At 56.7% G+C, this 14,181-nt stretch carries 10 protein-coding genes and 2 tRNA genes; 11 read left to right on the top strand and 1 reads right to left on the bottom strand.

The window, feature by feature from the left end; translation table 11 throughout:
* Positions 1–25: 25 nt before the first annotated feature.
* Entirely contained in the window at positions 26–1,345 is a 1,320-nt protein-coding gene (locus ACHUE7_RS07960; protein ID WP_394169491.1) for a TRZ/ATZ family hydrolase, read from the bottom strand.
* A gap of 332 nt (positions 1,346–1,677) precedes the next feature.
* Between ACHUE7_RS07960 and gyrA the strand changes: the two genes are divergently transcribed.
* The 11 genes from gyrA (at position 1,678) to ACHUE7_RS07905 (ending at position 13,939) form a co-directional block, all read left to right on the top strand.
* Positions 1,678–4,344 (top strand): DNA gyrase subunit A, encoded by a 2,667-nt coding sequence (gene gyrA / locus ACHUE7_RS07955; protein WP_394169490.1) that lies wholly within the window; start codon positions 1,678–1,680, stop codon positions 4,342–4,344.
* A 56-nt stretch (positions 4,345–4,400) separates the two neighbouring features.
* Positions 4,401–5,483, top strand: coding sequence for a 3-phosphoserine/phosphohydroxythreonine transaminase (serC, locus tag ACHUE7_RS07950; protein ID WP_394169489.1), 1,083 nt, complete (start codon positions 4,401–4,403; stop codon positions 5,481–5,483).
* A complete protein-coding gene (gene pheA / locus ACHUE7_RS07945; RefSeq protein ID WP_394169488.1) occupies positions 5,476–6,597 on the top strand; it encodes a prephenate dehydratase in 1,122 nt (373 codons plus the stop codon). The genes serC and pheA overlap by 8 nt, the downstream gene beginning before the upstream one ends.
* Positions 6,598–6,708: 111 nt before the next feature.
* The gene (gene aroA, locus ACHUE7_RS07940; RefSeq protein ID WP_394169487.1) at positions 6,709–8,925 is read left to right on the top strand and encodes a 3-phosphoshikimate 1-carboxyvinyltransferase; all 2,217 of its coding nucleotides are present in this window, start codon (positions 6,709–6,711) and stop codon (positions 8,923–8,925) included.
* 2 nt (positions 8,926–8,927) lie between these two features.
* On the top strand, positions 8,928–9,617 hold the full coding sequence (gene cmk / locus ACHUE7_RS07935; protein ID WP_394169486.1) for a (d)CMP kinase: 690 nt from the start codon (positions 8,928–8,930) through the stop codon (positions 9,615–9,617).
* Positions 9,618–9,936: 319 nt separating this feature from the next.
* Positions 9,937–11,616: a 30S ribosomal protein S1 gene (gene rpsA, locus ACHUE7_RS07930; RefSeq protein WP_127555207.1), complete on the top strand. Its 1,680-nt coding sequence runs from the start codon at positions 9,937–9,939 to the stop codon at positions 11,614–11,616.
* Between the two features lie 229 nt (positions 11,617–11,845).
* Positions 11,846–12,139 (top strand): integration host factor subunit beta, encoded by a 294-nt coding sequence (gene ihfB / locus ACHUE7_RS07925; protein WP_127555208.1) that lies wholly within the window; start codon positions 11,846–11,848, stop codon positions 12,137–12,139.
* Between the two features lie 95 nt (positions 12,140–12,234).
* Complete coding sequence (locus tag ACHUE7_RS07920) at positions 12,235–12,405, top strand: LapA family protein (protein ID WP_394169485.1); 171 nt, start codon at positions 12,235–12,237, stop codon at positions 12,403–12,405.
* Between the two features lie 3 nt (positions 12,406–12,408).
* Positions 12,409–13,524, top strand: coding sequence for a hypothetical protein (locus ACHUE7_RS07915; RefSeq protein ID WP_348475459.1), 1,116 nt, complete (start codon positions 12,409–12,411; stop codon positions 13,522–13,524).
* A 99-nt stretch (positions 13,525–13,623) separates the two neighbouring features.
* Positions 13,624–13,699 (top strand) — tRNA-Glu (locus tag ACHUE7_RS07910).
* Between the two features lie 165 nt (positions 13,700–13,864).
* Positions 13,865–13,939 (top strand) — tRNA-Gly (locus ACHUE7_RS07905).
* Positions 13,940–14,181: the final 242 nt, after the last annotated feature.

Here is a 14,181-nt window from a genome sequence, read left to right as displayed (position 1 = left end):
GCACGGGGCGAAGCCGCTGGCTTGTTTATTTGCCGGCAGCGATGCGGTCACGCCACTGACGAGCGTTGGCCATGATAGCGTCCTTGTCGAGCGTCGTCAGCTCACGATCGTTCAGCAGGCGCTTGCCACTGACCCAGACGTTGGTGACCTGGTCGCGACTGGACGCATACACAATGTGTGACACCGGGTCGTAAATGGGCTGGCTTTCCAGATCATCGAGGCGAATGGCGGTGATGTCAGCTTCTTTGCCGACTTCCAGGCTGCCGATGTCCTGATCCCAGCCCATGGCTTTGGCGCCGTTCAGGGTAGCCATGGCCAGCGCTTCATAGGCGGGCAGGGCGGTGGCGCTCTGGCTGACGGCCTTGGCCAGAATGGCGGCGGTGCGCATCTCGCTCATCATGTCGAGGTCGTTGTTACTGGCTGCGCCGTCGGTGCCCAGCGCTACGTTCACGCCGCGTTTCTGCAACGCATCGACCGGACAGAAACCGCTGGCGAGCTTCAGGTTGGATTCGGGGCAGTGAATGATGTGCGCGCCAGTCTCAGCGATGTCGTTAATGTCGTCTTCATTGAGGGCGGTCATGTGAACGGCCTGGAACTGGTCGGTCAGCAGGCCGAGCTCGCGCAGGCGACGTACCGGGCGGTTGCCGCGTTTTTCGATCTCACCGTCGACTTCGGTCTGGGTCTCGTGCACGTGCATCTGGATCATCAACTGGTGTTCTTTGGCCAGATCACGAATGCGGGTCAGAGGTTCATCCGAGCAGGTGTAGGGCGCATGCGGGCCGAACATCATTTTGACCAGTTTGCTGTCTTTGTATTTGGCAACCAGCTCCATGCCCAGATCAATGTGCTCATCCGGAGTCTTGGCCCAGTTGGTCGGGAAGTCGATAACAGAGAACGAGAACTGGGCACGCACACCGGCTTTTTCGACGCGCTGGGCGGCCGAATCCGGAAAGAAGTAGTTGTCGGCAAAGGTAGTGGTGCCGGAGCGAATCATCTCGGCGATGGCCAGTTCGGTGCCGTCACCCACGAAATCTTCACCCACCCAGGCCCCTTCGGCCGGCCAGATGTGATCGTTGAGCCAGGTCATCAGCTCCAGGTCGTCGCCCAGGCCGCGAAACAGCGACATGGCGGCGTGGCCATGGGCATTGATAAAGCCGGGTATCAGCGCCTGTTCACCCAGGTCCAGCGTATCGGTGGCCTGGTATTGGGCGTTGGCGTCTGCGGTGGGGAGTATGGCAGCGATCTTGCCGTCTTTGACCGCCAGGCTGTGATCGACCAGAACGTCGCGGGCCGGGTTAACGGGAATGATCCAGCGGGCGTGGATAAGGGTGTCGACTGTTTGCATGAAGGTCTGCCTGTTTAGCGAAGTTCGATGTGGTTTCGACTCGGGTGACCCGGTGTCCTGTGTCGTTGCGAGCTGCTGGCACCGACCGGGACCTGTCTGATGAGTCAGATTAATGCGGCATTCTAGTGGCTTGGGCGTTCGATCACCAGTGGGTGGCTGGAAGGTGGTCAGAATCCGAGCCTGCACAGCGGCTGGCAACCAGTCTCTCTGCCCGGCGGATGGCTATCTATCTCATTGATTTGTGGTATGATTTCGCCCTGTTTTACGCCGCTCAGGCACCGGCTTCAGGCCGCAGCAGAGCGACTGACTGAACATAAAGGATACGGTACCGCATGGGTGAGCTAGCCAAAGAAATCCTCAACGTTAATATCGAAGAGGAACTGAAACAGTCTTACCTCGACTACGCGATGAGCGTGATTGTCGGGCGGGCATTGCCCGATGTACGCGATGGCCTGAAACCAGTGCACCGCCGCGTGCTCTTTGCCATGAGCGTGTTGGGTAATGACTGGAACAAACCCTACAAAAAATCCGCCCGTGTGGTCGGTGACGTCATTGGTAAGTATCACCCCCATGGTGACTCTGCTGTCTACGACACCATCGTGCGGATGGCGCAGGACTTTGCCATGCGCTACACCCTGGTCGATGGTCAGGGTAACTTTGGCTCGGTCGACGGTGACTCGGCCGCCGCCATGCGTTACACCGAAATCCGGATGGAGCGGCTGGCGCACGACTTACTGGCCGACCTGGAAAAAGAAACCGTCGATTTCGTTGAAAACTACGACGGCACCGAACTGATCCCCGAAGTACTGCCGACCCGCGTGCCCAACCTGCTGATTAACGGTTCATCGGGCATCGCGGTGGGTATGGCGACCAACATACCGCCACACAACATCAGTGAAGTGATTGCGGGCTGCCTGGCGCTGATGGAAAACCCGGAACTGACGGTCGATGACCTGATGGAACACATTACGGGTCCGGATTTCCCGACCGGCGCCATCATTAACGGTCGCAAGGGCATCGTTGAAGCCTACCGCACCGGTCGCGGGCGCATTTATATTCGGGCTCGCGCTGAAGTCGTTGTTGACCCGAAAACCAGCCGCGAAAGCATCATCGTTCATGAAATTCCCTACCAGGTGAACAAGGCCCGGCTGATCGAGAAGATTGCCGACCTGGTAAAAGAGAAGAAGATTGAAGGCATTTCTGAACTGCGTGACGAGTCCGACAAAGACGGCTTGCGCATCGCCATCGACCTGAAGCGCGGCGAGTCCGGCGATGTGGTTCTGAACAACCTGTACGCCCAGACCCAGCTGGAAACCGTATTCGGCATCAATACCGTGGCGCTGGTCGATGGCCAGCCGCGCATTCTGAACCTGAAAGAGCTGCTGGAAGCCTTTATCCGTCACCGCCGTGAAGTGGTGACGCGCCGGACCATTTTCGAACTGCGAAAAGCCCGGCAACGCGGCCATATTCTGGAAGGTCTGGCGATTGCGCTGGCCAACATCGACCGGATGATCGAGCTGATTCGCGGTTCTGCCACCGGTGCGGAAGCCAAAGAACGGATGCTCTCGCAAAGCTGGGAACTGGGTGAGGTATCGGCCATGCTGGAGCGTGCCGGTTCCGATATTTCCCGCCCTGAGGACCTTGACGAGCAATTCGGTGTGCACGACAACCGCTACCATTTGTCGCCCGAACAGGCTCAGCAAATTCTCGACATGCGTCTGCAGAAGCTGACCGGTCTGGAACACGAGAAGCTGATTGGCGAGTACAAGCAGATTATCGACACCATTGGCGAACTGCTGCGCATTCTCGACAGCTACGAGCGCCTGATGGAAGTCATTCACGAAGAATTGCTGGAAGTGAAAGCCCAGTACGGTGACGAGCGGAAATCCGAAATTATCGCCAGCCGGCTCGATTTGTCGATGGAAGATCTGATCACCGAAGAAGACATGGTGGTCACCATTTCCCACGGCGGTTACGCCAAGACGCAGCCGTTGACTGACTACGAAGCACAGCGTCGTGGCGGTAAAGGCCGTTCGGCGTCTGCCCTGAAAGATGACGACTTTATTGAGCATTTGCTGGTCGCCAACACCCACGACACCGTGTTGTGTTTCAGCAATCGAGGTAAGGTGTATTGGCTGCGTGTCTTTGAGATTCCGCAAGCCAGTCGAAACGCTCGCGGTCGACCGATGGTGAATTTGTTGCCGCTGGAGCCTGATGAGCGGGTGACGGCTATTCTGCCTATTCGTAATTACGATGCCGATCACTTCATCTTCATGGCGACCGCCAGTGGTACCGTTAAAAAGACGACACTGGATGCGTTCTCGCGGCCGCGCTCAGCCGGTTTGATCGCTTTGTCCCTGGACGAGGGTGACCGCCTGGTCGGAGTCGCACTGACCGATGGCAAGAAAGAAGTCATGCTGTTGTCCGACGCGGGCAAGGTGGTCCGTTTCAGTGAAGATCATGTTCGTGCCATGGGCCGCACCGCGCGCGGCGTACGCGGCATTCGTTTGGGTGCTGGCCAGTCTGTTATTTCACTCATCATTCCACAGGCGGGTGGCACCATCATCACGGCTTCTGAGCGTGGTTATGGCAAGCGCACGGACATCAGCGAATTCCCGACCAAGGGCCGCGGTACCCAGGGTGTGATAGCCATGGTTACCAGCGAACGCAATGGGGCACTGGTGGGCGCGAAGCAGGTCTTTGATGGCGATGAAGTCATGTTGATCAGCGACCAGGGCACGCTGGTGCGCACCTCGGTTGAGGGCATTTCCGTACTCAGCCGTAACACCCAGGGTGTTACTCTGATTCGTCTGGCCGATGACGAGCACCTGGTCAGTATCGAACGCATTGAAGAGCCTGCTGAAGACGAGTCGGTTCTCGACGTCGCCGAGACGCCGGATTCAGAGATCGTTGCCGCCTCACCGGGCGAGCCGGATGGTAATGACCCGGACGATGCAGGTGACATTGCGGACGATACGGATCCCGAAGATCCGCAATAATAGTGAACAACGCCGTCGGTTAGACGGCATGATTAATCAGACCAGGAACGCGAGCGATGACCCGGGGATACAATTTTTGTTCTGGGCCTGCGATGCTACCCGATGCCGTGATGCAGCGGGCGCAACAGGAATTGATGGAGTGGCAGGGCACCGGCATGTCGGTGATGGAGTTGTCGCACCGGTCTGACGAGTTTGTCGGCGTGCTGACTTCGGCTGAATCCCGGTTGCGGCGCTTGCTGGGCGTTTCCGACGACTTTGCCGTGCTCTTTGTTCAGGGCGGTGCCACCTTGCAGTTTTCCTGTGTGCCCATGAACCTGATGGGGCGTGGTGGCGCAGCCGAGTTTCTTGATACCGGGACCTGGTCGGTCAAGGCCATCAAAGAAGCCGCCCGTTACGGTGAAGCCCGGGTGCTGGCATCGACAAAAACCGAAAACTATCTTCGGGCCGTGCGCGCCGATGAATTCACTGCAAGCCCGGATGCTGCCTATTTGCATTACACCCCCAATGAGACCATTGGAGGTGTCGAGTTCGATTACGTGCCGGACTCGGGTTCTGTGCCGCTGGTCGCGGACATGTCGTCCTGCATTTTGTCGAAAACCATTGATGTTAACGACTTCGATCTGATTTACGCCGGCGCCCAGAAGAACATTGGCCCGGCCGGTCTGACACTGGTGATAGTGCGCCGTTCGCTATTGGGCAAGGCGTTGCCGGGTACCCCCTCCTTGCTCGACTATCAGGCTCAGGCCGAGAACGGGTCGATGGTTAACACACCGCCGACCTTCGCCATCTACCTGGCGAATCTGGTGTTCGAATGGCTCGAGAGCCAGGGCGGAGTCGAGGCATTTGAGCGGTTGAATGCCGAAAAATCCGGCTTGCTGTATCGGGTCATCGATGACAGCGGTTTCTATTCCAATCCGATTTCGACCCCGCACCGTTCGCGCATGAATGTGCCCTTTATACTGGCGGATGAGCGATTGAACGATACCTTCCTGGCTGGCGCTCAGGAAGCCGGGCTTTACAATTTGCAGGGCCATCGCAGTGTGGGTGGTATGCGCGCCAGCATCTACAACGCCATGCCGCTGGCGGGCGTTGAAGCGCTGGTCTCTTATATGAAGGAGTTCGAGCAACGTCATGGCTGAGCAACGTCCCCCCAAAGCTGATGAAATCGATTCGCTCGATCTGGCGCAGTTGCGCGAGGTCATTGACCGTCTCGATCTGGAAATTCTGGAGCGTATTTCTGCCCGGGCGCATTGCGCGTTAAAAGTTGCCGATGTGAAACTCAAGGCCGATCCGGACAATGCCGTTTTTTATCGCCCCGAGCGTGAAGCCCAGGTGCTGACCCGGGTGATGGAGCGCAACCAGGGCCCGCTGGGTAATGAAGACATGGCGCGGTTGTTTCGCGAAATTATGTCAGCGTGCCTGGCGCTTGAGAAGCCGCTTGAAGTGGCCTACCTCGGTCCGGAAGGCACCTTCACGCAGCAAGCAACGCTGAAGCATTTTGGCCAGTGGGTGCAATCCAAGCCCATGCCTGCCATCGATGAGGTTTTCCGCGAAGTCGAAGCCGGCGCCTGCAAGTATGGTGTGGTTCCGGTCGAAAACTCAACGGAAGGCGTGGTGAACCACACCCTGGATACCTTCATCAACTCAAATCTAAAAATTTGCGGTGAAGTTGAGCTGCGCATTCATCATCACCTGATGGTTGGGCCCAATACCCAGCGCGGTAAAATTTCACGCATTTACAGCCATCAGCAATCACTGGCGCAGTGCCGCAAATGGCTCGATGCCCACATGCCGATGGCCGAGCGCATCGCCGTTAACAGCAATGCCGAGGCGGCGCGTCGGGTGCACGGAGAGTGGAACTCGGCAGCGATCGCCGGTGAAATGGCGGCCAGTCTTTACGACCTGGACATCATTGAGCAAAAGATTGAAGACTCGCCCGACAATTCGACCCGGTTCCTGATCATTGGCACCGAAGAGGTGGGCACCTCCGGTGAAGATAAAACGTCCATCGTAGTCTCGATGCGTAATGAGCCGGGTGCACTCTACCATTTGCTGCGGCCCTTCAATGACCACAACGTTGATATGACCCGGCTGGAAACCCGGCCATCGCCCTCGGGTAACTGGACCTACGTGTTCTTTATCGATTTTTCCGGCCACCTTGGCAGCGAGAACGTTCAGCGGGCGCTGGCTGAGATTCGTGAAAAGGCGGTTGAAGTCAAGGTGCTCGGGTCATACCCCAAGGCGGTTTTATAATTCACTGGCAGTGTTTGAACGCTGGGCTGGTGTTCGCGTGTTGGTCGCTCTGCAGGGAAATAGAGGAGACACTATGAGCTGCACAGGTGGTCTGTGGCTGAGGGTGGCGTTATGACGACGCCCGCAGCGAAGCCCCGGGTACTGATTGTTGGCCTGGGGATGATTGGCGCCTCCTTTGCCAAAGCCCTCTGTCTGTCGCAAGCGGCGACGGTGATTGGGCTGGATGCCCAGCCAGGCGTCGCCGACAAAGCCAGGGCCATGGGCATTGTGGATGAAGCTGTCTCTTTTCCCGATTTGAATACCACCTTTGATGCCGTGATTCTCGCCGTGCCGGTACTGGCCATGGGCCCTGTGCTGACCCAACTGAAACCCTGGCTCCGTGCCGATACCGTCATTTCTGATGTGGGTAGCGTAAAGGGGGCTGTGGTAGATGCCGCCCGCGGCGCGCTGGGAGTGCTGCCTGCAGGCTTCGTGCCGGGCCACCCCATTGCCGGGGCCGAACGTTCCGGCCTGGCCGCTGCCAAATCCGATCTGTTTGACCATCACCTGCTGATACTGACACCCCTGCCAACCTCGTCTGCGGAGGCGGTCCAGTTACTGACCCGTCTTTGGCAGTCGGTGGGTGCGGATGTGGTGACCATGTCGGTGTCGCGTCACGATGAAGTGCTGGCCGCTACCAGCCACCTGCCGCATCTGCTTGCCTTTTCGCTGGTCGATACGCTGGCCCGGGAATCCGAAAACCGGGAGATATTCCGGTATGCCGCCGGTGGCTTTCGGGACTTCACCCGCATTGCCGCTTCGGATCCCACCATGTGGCACGACGTGTTCCTGTCAAACCGCGAGGCGACGCTCAACATCCTGCGTCGATTCCAATCCGATCTGAACGTTCTGGCCAACGCCATCGAGCACCGGGAGGGCGCAACGCTCAAGTCCGTGTTCGGTCGCGCCAAGTCCGCCCGGGACTATTTCACTGAAATTCTCAGCAGCCGCCAGCGCCATACCGACGACATCCGCAAGAATCTGATCGCGGCGCCGGTTCGCGCGGGCCTGGCCGGAGCGGTGGCCGTGCCGGGCGATCGCTCCATTTCCCATCGTGCTGTCATTCTGGCTGCCCTGGCTGAAGGCCAGAGCGAGATCCGAGGCTTTGGCAACGGCCATGACAACCGCACCACGCTGGAAGCCCTGCGTAAGCTGGGCGTTTGCATCGAGGCAGACGATGCCGGTTGTGTGCAGGTGACCGGTGTGGGTCGCCGGGGGCTAAAGGCAGCGGACAGCCCTTTGTATATGGGGAATTCTGCCACCTCAATGCGACTGATGGCGGGTGTGCTCAGTGCCCAGTCGTTCAGCAGCGAGCTGATTGGTGATGCCTCGCTGAGCCAGCGGCCGATGGATCGAATTCAACAGCCTTTGCAGTCGATGGGCGCTCGCATCGACCTGTCGCCTCGAAAGACAGCGCCCATCGTTATTCATCCTGCCGAAGCGCTGAAACCGCTCGACTATAAAATGCCGATGGCCAGTGCTCAGGTAAAAACGGCGTTGCTGTTTGCCGGGCTGTGTTCCGGTGTTTCGATGCGTTTACAGGAGGCAGGCCCCAGCCGGAACCATACCGAAGTGTTATTGGCCCGACTGGGGTGTCCGGTTCACGCCGAGGCGGGGGTCATTGAACTGGCATCTACCCCCCAGTGGGCTGGCTTCCAGTGCGACGTACCCGGTGATTTTTCCCTGGCGGCCGTGCATCTGGCGGCGGCCAGCCTGGTTCCCGGTTCCGAAGTCACCTTGTCCGGGGTTGGTGTGAACCCGAGTCGCGTCGGGCTGCTTGATGTGATGGGGCGTATGGGCGCCCGCATTGAACAGACCAACAATCGTGACCTCGGGGGTGAGCCTGTGGCGGATCTTCAGGTAAACTACGCGCCGCTTGTCGCGACCGAGGGGGCAGCGGACGTCTCCGGGCTACTGATCGATGAGTACCCGCTGCTCTTTGTTCTGGCGACTCAGGCAGAAGGGGTCTCCCGGTTTAGCGGCGTTCGCGAATTGCGATACAAAGAAACCGACCGGCTGAAAACCATGGTGGAAGGACTGACCACCCTGGGTGCCGACATAGAATTGAAAGGAGATGCCGTCATTATCCGGGGTCGGAACGATCAACCTCTGGACGGCGGTATTGTTGATTGCGGCGGTGACCACAGAGTGGCACTTGCCTACGTGGTCGCTGCGCAGACGGCGTTGCGACCCGTCATTATTCGAAATTCAGGGCGCGTATTAGGCGCCTATCCGGATTTTGCCGAGCATGCACTGGCACTTGGCTATTCGGTGACCGTAGAGGATTGATTATGTTATCCAAAGCTCCCGTCATCACCCTGGATGGGCCTGGTGGCGTTGGAAAGGGCACCGTCAGCGGTCTGCTGGCCAAACACCTCGGCTGGCACTACCTCGACTCCGGTGCTCTGTATCGTCTGGCCGCCCTGGCGGCGATGAATCATGGCGTTGATTTTGATAATGAATCCGCCCTGGCCGTGATTGCCGAACACCTGGACATTCGTTTTCAGCAGGAAGACGGTGCCGCCGTCACAATTCTATTGGAAGGTGACGATGTTACCCGGCAAATTCGGACTGAAGAAGTCGGCTCGAACGCTTCCCGTGTGGCCGCCTTTTCCCGGGTCAGAGACGCGCTGTTGCGCCGCCAGCGGGCCTTTCGGACCGAACCTGGGCTGATCGCCGATGGTCGCGATATGGGCACGGTGGTCTTTACCGATGCACCGCTCAAAATATTCCTCACTGCCACCAGCGACGAACGGGCCCGTCGTCGGGTGCTGCAATTGGAGCAGGGCGGAAACGTTGTTGAGTACGAGCAGGTGCTGCAAGACATAAACGAGCGGGATGAGCGCGATCGCAATCGCACCGTCGCCCCGCTGAAGCCAGCTGAAGGCGCGCTGGTTATCGACACGACCGACCTGAGCATCGAGGCGGTTCTCGAACGCGTTCTGCAGCAAGCAGCAGACCGCGGTCTGGTGAGTCGTTGAGCCCGCTGAATCGGCTTATCAACGAGAATTTACAGGGATTAGGCCGAATTTAACCCGGATCTGGCCAAAAAAAGGGTTGTACCCCTTGGTTCCGGGCGCTTAATCCGTATAATACGCGCTCCTGATTTCCGCTATTTTCGACTCGGTTTTCGGACCGGATTTGGACGTAGCAAAGACCCTGGCAGACCGCAGTTCCAGCAAAGCGGCTCCAGGATATGTTGGGTTGACCCGTGCGGGCTGGCGTGCGGAAAGGTCTGTATTTACGAGAGAGTCGCACTCCTCACACCACAGGCCGTTAATCATTGGGACATTTAATCGAATGACTGAATCTTTCGCCGAACTTTTTGAAGAAAGCTTAAAGACCATTGAAATGGAGCCAGGCTCCATTGTTACCGGTGTCGTTGTCGCCATCGACTCTGACTGGGTAACTGTACATGCTGGCCTGAAATCTGAAGGTGTTATCCCTCGCTCTCAGTTCCTGAGCGAAGAAGGTGAACTGGAAGTGGCCGTGGGCGACGAAGTTAAAGTGGCCCTGGAAGCGGTAGAAGACGGTTTTGGTGACACACGCCTGTCGCGTGAGAAAGCCAAGCGTTCAGAAGCCTGGTCTGAGCTGGAAAAAGCTTACGAAGCGGAAGAAGTAGTCAAAGGTATCATCAACGGCAAGGTCAAAGGTGGCTTTACCGTCGATATCAGCTCTGTACGCGCTTTCCTGCCAGGTTCACTGGTCGACATCCGTCCGGTTCGCGATACCGCGCATCTGGAAGGCAAAGAGCTGGATTTCAAAGTTATCAAGCTGGACCGTCGTCGTAACAACGTCGTCGTTTCCCGTCGTGCCGTACTGGAAGCCTCCAACAGCGCCGAGCGTGAAGAGCTGCTGGCCAGCCTGCAGGAAGGCCAGGTTGTTAAGGGCATCGTCAAGAACCTGACCGACTACGGTGCTTTCGTAGACCTGGGCGGCGTTGACGGCCTGCTGCACATTACCGATATGGCGTGGAAGCGCATCAAGCACCCGAGCGAGATCGTTCAGGTGGGTGATGAGATCGACGTTAAAGTGCTGAAGTTCGACCGTGAGCGTAACCGCGTATCTCTGGGTCTGAAACAACTGGGTGAAGATCCCTGGGTCGACATCAAGGGCCGTTACCCGGAAGAGTCTGTGGTTAAGGCTCGCGTTACCAACCTGACCGACTACGGCTGCTTTGCCGAGCTGGAAGAAGGCGTTGAAGGTCTGGTACACGTATCTGAAATGGATTGGACCAACAAGAACATTCACCCGTCCAAGGTGGTTTCTGTTGGTGACGACATCGAAGTCATGATTCTCGACATCGATGAAGAGCGTCGTCGTATTTCTCTGGGTATCAAGCAAACTGTTGTAAACCCATGGGAAGACTTCTCCAACAACTACAACAAGGGCGACAAAGTCTCCGGCAAAATCAAGTCGATCACCGATTTCGGTATCTTCATTGGTCTGGAAGGCGGCATTGACGGCCTGGTTCACTTGTCTGACATCAGCTGGAACGAATCCGGTGAAGATGCCGTACGCAAGTACAAGAAAGGTGACGAGCTGGAAACCACCATCCTGTCGATCGACCCTGAGCGTGAGCGCATTTCTCTGGGTATCAAGCAATTGGACAGCGATCCGTTTGCCGAATACGTCAGCGAAAATGACAAGGGCGCTATCGTGACCGGTACGGTCAAGGAAGTGGATGCCAAAGCTGCTATCATCACGCTGTCTGGCGAAGTCGAAGGCACATTGAAAGCCTCCGAAATTTCTCGTGACAAGGTTGAAGACGCTCGCAACGTACTCAAAGAAGGTGACTCGGTTGAAGCTAAAATCATCAGCGTTGACCGCAAGAACCGTGCGATTACCCTGTCTGTGAAGTCGAAAGACGTCCAGGACGAGAAAGTTGCGGTTCGCGACCTGAAAGAGAAGACCGTTGAAGCCTCTGGTCCGACCACCATTGGTGATCTGATCAAGCAGAAAATGGAGCAGGGCGACTAATAACTCGCGCTGTCTGAAAAAACCGGCCCAGTGCCGGTTTTTTTGTGCCTGTGAAAAAGAGGGTTTGAATAAAAAGGGAGGGCGTAGTCGGTGACGTGGTTGCCGGGAGCACGCTCGAATTAGGATGGGCCGTAAAAAAACGTTAAAAAATAAACACTTGTGTTATCTCAAAGGGTGAATTAGTCTAAATATTGACCGTAAAGGAAGACCCGACCGGGGAGGTTCGAAGATGACCAAATCCGAGTTAATTGAACGCATCGTCGACCGTCAGAATCAGCTGTCAGTCAAGGATGTCGAGCTCGCAATCAAGACAATGCTCGATCACATGGCTGAAAGTCTGGCGGATGGTGAGCGCATTGAAATTCGCGGGTTTGGAAGCTTTTCTCTGCATTACCGGTCACCCCGCGTAGGGCGCAATCCTAAAACAGGCGAATCCGTTACTCTGGAAGGCAAGTACGTGCCTCATTTCAAGCCAGGTAAGGAATTGCGCGAATCGGTCAACATAGCCATCGAAAGTGACTAACGAGTTACCCTGTACCCCATCCCTAAGCCGGGAGGCTTGCGTTAAACATGATCGCCCGATCACTCCGACTAATTATTCTGCTGGTTCTGCTAGTGATGTCCTGGCTATTGGCCTTTGGTAATAACCAGAGCGTTGCCCTGACATTCCTGGGTTGGATGACCCCCGCGATGCCCCTCTTTGTCTGGCTGGTGCTGGCGTTATTCCTGGGCATACTGATCGGTCTGGTATTCGGACGTCTTGCTGGCCGCAAGGCAGCCCGGAAGTAGAGCATGATATCCCTGTTGAAACAGGCCTTTCAGCGCCTGGTTAACCCCATGTCCGGCCCCCGCTTTCAGCTGGATCCGTTTGAACCGTTGTCGGCTCAGCCGGATCGTGAGCTCGATGTGTTGCTGGAACGGCTGGCCGTTGACGAAGATACCCTTGAAATCCATCTGGCTTTGGGCGAGCTGTTTCGCAAGCGAGGCCAGATCGACCGTGCCATTCGTGTGCATGAGGCTATGCTTGAAGCCGATTTATCCGAATCGGATACCAGCAGAGTGCGGGTAGAGCTGGCGCAGGATTTTTTCTCCGGCGGCTTCCTTGGTCACGCTGAATCCATACTCGAATCGATGATTGTTGGCGATGGTATGCTCGATTCAGCCCGGGCATTTCGCCTGTGGCTAGCAGTGCTGGAGCGCGAGCAAGAGTGGGAGCGTGCGATCGAACTGGTGCAGAAATATGGCCAGGCAGGGTCGGGCAGCATCCGGCTGGCAAACTTCTATTGCGAACTGGCGATCAAGTTAAGCCATGAAGGTCAGACAGCTGAGGCGCGTCAGGCGCTGAAAGAAGCTCGGCGGGTTACCGACAGTGCCAGAACCTATCTGGTCAGTGCCGAACTGGATACCACTCAGGGCAACTATCACCGGGCGATCCGGTGGTTGCGTGATGGTCTCGACCGGGATGTGCGACGCATCGATGTGATACTCCCGGCGTTAAAACGGCTTAGCCGTTTAACCGGCGGCGAGGCGAATTTTCGCAAGTATCTGGAAACGCTGTATCAGCGCCACCCAAGTCATCGCATTTTAAGTGAATTGCTCGATTTGGTTGGGCCGAACGATCCCAGGGCCCTGCAATGGCAAAATGAGTTCGAGCAAATTGTGCACTCCGGCGCCTCTTTCGAATTAATGCAGCGCTGGATCGAGCAACGTCAGGACATTGGCGATCGCGCTCGCTCAGTACTGATAGAATCACTGAAGCGGATCAAGCTGCGGCTCTCGGATCAATACCAATGTACCCACTGCGGTTTCCAGTCAACCACCCTGTTGTGGTATTGCCCGCAATGCGAGCGCTGGGAGACACTGTATTCGCGCCATGAACAAAAGACGTTTGAAGCAAGTAATACCTAAGCATAAGGGTAGGGCGTTGATTTATAACCGAAAATCCTTGATTTCAAATGATGAGTTGGTATTATTTGCCCCGCTTTCAGCAACCAGCTGAGAGCCTGTGTCCCGTTCGTCTAGTGGCCTAGGACACCGCCCTTTCACGGCGGTAACAGGGGTTCGAGTCCCCTACGGGATACCATTTTCTGTTTTGAGAGCACTGGTGTTCTTGAGACAAAAAACGCGGGAATAGCTCAGTGGTAGAGCGCAACCTTGACGAGGTTGGGGCTGGGCGGGAAGCCTCGCGAGTTCAGCCTTCGAAGAAGGCTCAGAAGTAAGACACTTTAGTGTTTGTAGGACAAAAATTGCGGGAATAGCTCAGTGGTAGAGCACAACCTTGCCAAGGTTGGGGTCGCGAGTTCGAATCTCGTTTCCCGCTCCAAATTAATGAAAAAGCAGCCCAAAGGCTGCTTTTTCTGTTTATGGGGAACCGAGATTCCATCTCGTTGCGATCCATCACATCCCTGTGATGGCCCCTTCGGGCGCTAGCGCGTCGTTAAACGCTCCCGGCGTTTAATCCCGCTCCAAATTAATGAAAAAGCAGCCGAAAGGCTGCTTTTTCTGTTTATGGGGAACCGAGATTCCATCTCGTTGCGATCCATCACATCCCTGTGATGGCCCCTT

This window comes from Saccharospirillum alexandrii, assembly GCF_043641555.1.
In the GTDB taxonomy this organism is placed as follows: Bacteria; Pseudomonadota; Gammaproteobacteria; order Pseudomonadales; family Natronospirillaceae; genus Saccharospirillum; species Saccharospirillum alexandrii_A.
Note: the sequence above shows the minus strand (reverse complement) of the source record. Positions and strands in the feature narration are given on the sequence as shown.

What these genes read in the sequence shown, in the direction of transcription:
- gyrA (WP_394169490.1), top strand. Translation starts at nt 1,678, where the DNA reads ATGGGTGAGCTAGCCAAAGAAATCCTCAACGTTAATATCGAAGAGGAA.
- ACHUE7_RS07920 (WP_394169485.1), top strand. Translation starts at nt 12,235, where the DNA reads ATGTCCTGGCTATTGGCCTTTGGTAATAACCAGAGCGTTGCCCTGACA.
- ACHUE7_RS07915 (WP_348475459.1), top strand. Translation starts at nt 12,409, where the DNA reads ATGATATCCCTGTTGAAACAGGCCTTTCAGCGCCTGGTTAACCCCATG.
- cmk (WP_394169486.1), top strand. Translation starts at nt 8,928, where the DNA reads ATGTTATCCAAAGCTCCCGTCATCACCCTGGATGGGCCTGGTGGCGTT.
- ihfB (WP_127555208.1), top strand. Translation starts at nt 11,846, where the DNA reads ATGACCAAATCCGAGTTAATTGAACGCATCGTCGACCGTCAGAATCAG.
- aroA (WP_394169487.1), top strand. Translation starts at nt 6,709, where the DNA reads ATGACGACGCCCGCAGCGAAGCCCCGGGTACTGATTGTTGGCCTGGGG.
- ACHUE7_RS07960 (WP_394169491.1), bottom strand. Translation starts at nt 1,345, where the DNA reads ATGCAAACAGTCGACACCCTTATCCACGCCCGCTGGATCATTCCCGTT.
- serC (WP_394169489.1), top strand. Translation starts at nt 4,401, where the DNA reads ATGACCCGGGGATACAATTTTTGTTCTGGGCCTGCGATGCTACCCGAT.
- rpsA (WP_127555207.1), top strand. Translation starts at nt 9,937, where the DNA reads ATGACTGAATCTTTCGCCGAACTTTTTGAAGAAAGCTTAAAGACCATT.
- pheA (WP_394169488.1), top strand. Translation starts at nt 5,476, where the DNA reads ATGGCTGAGCAACGTCCCCCCAAAGCTGATGAAATCGATTCGCTCGAT.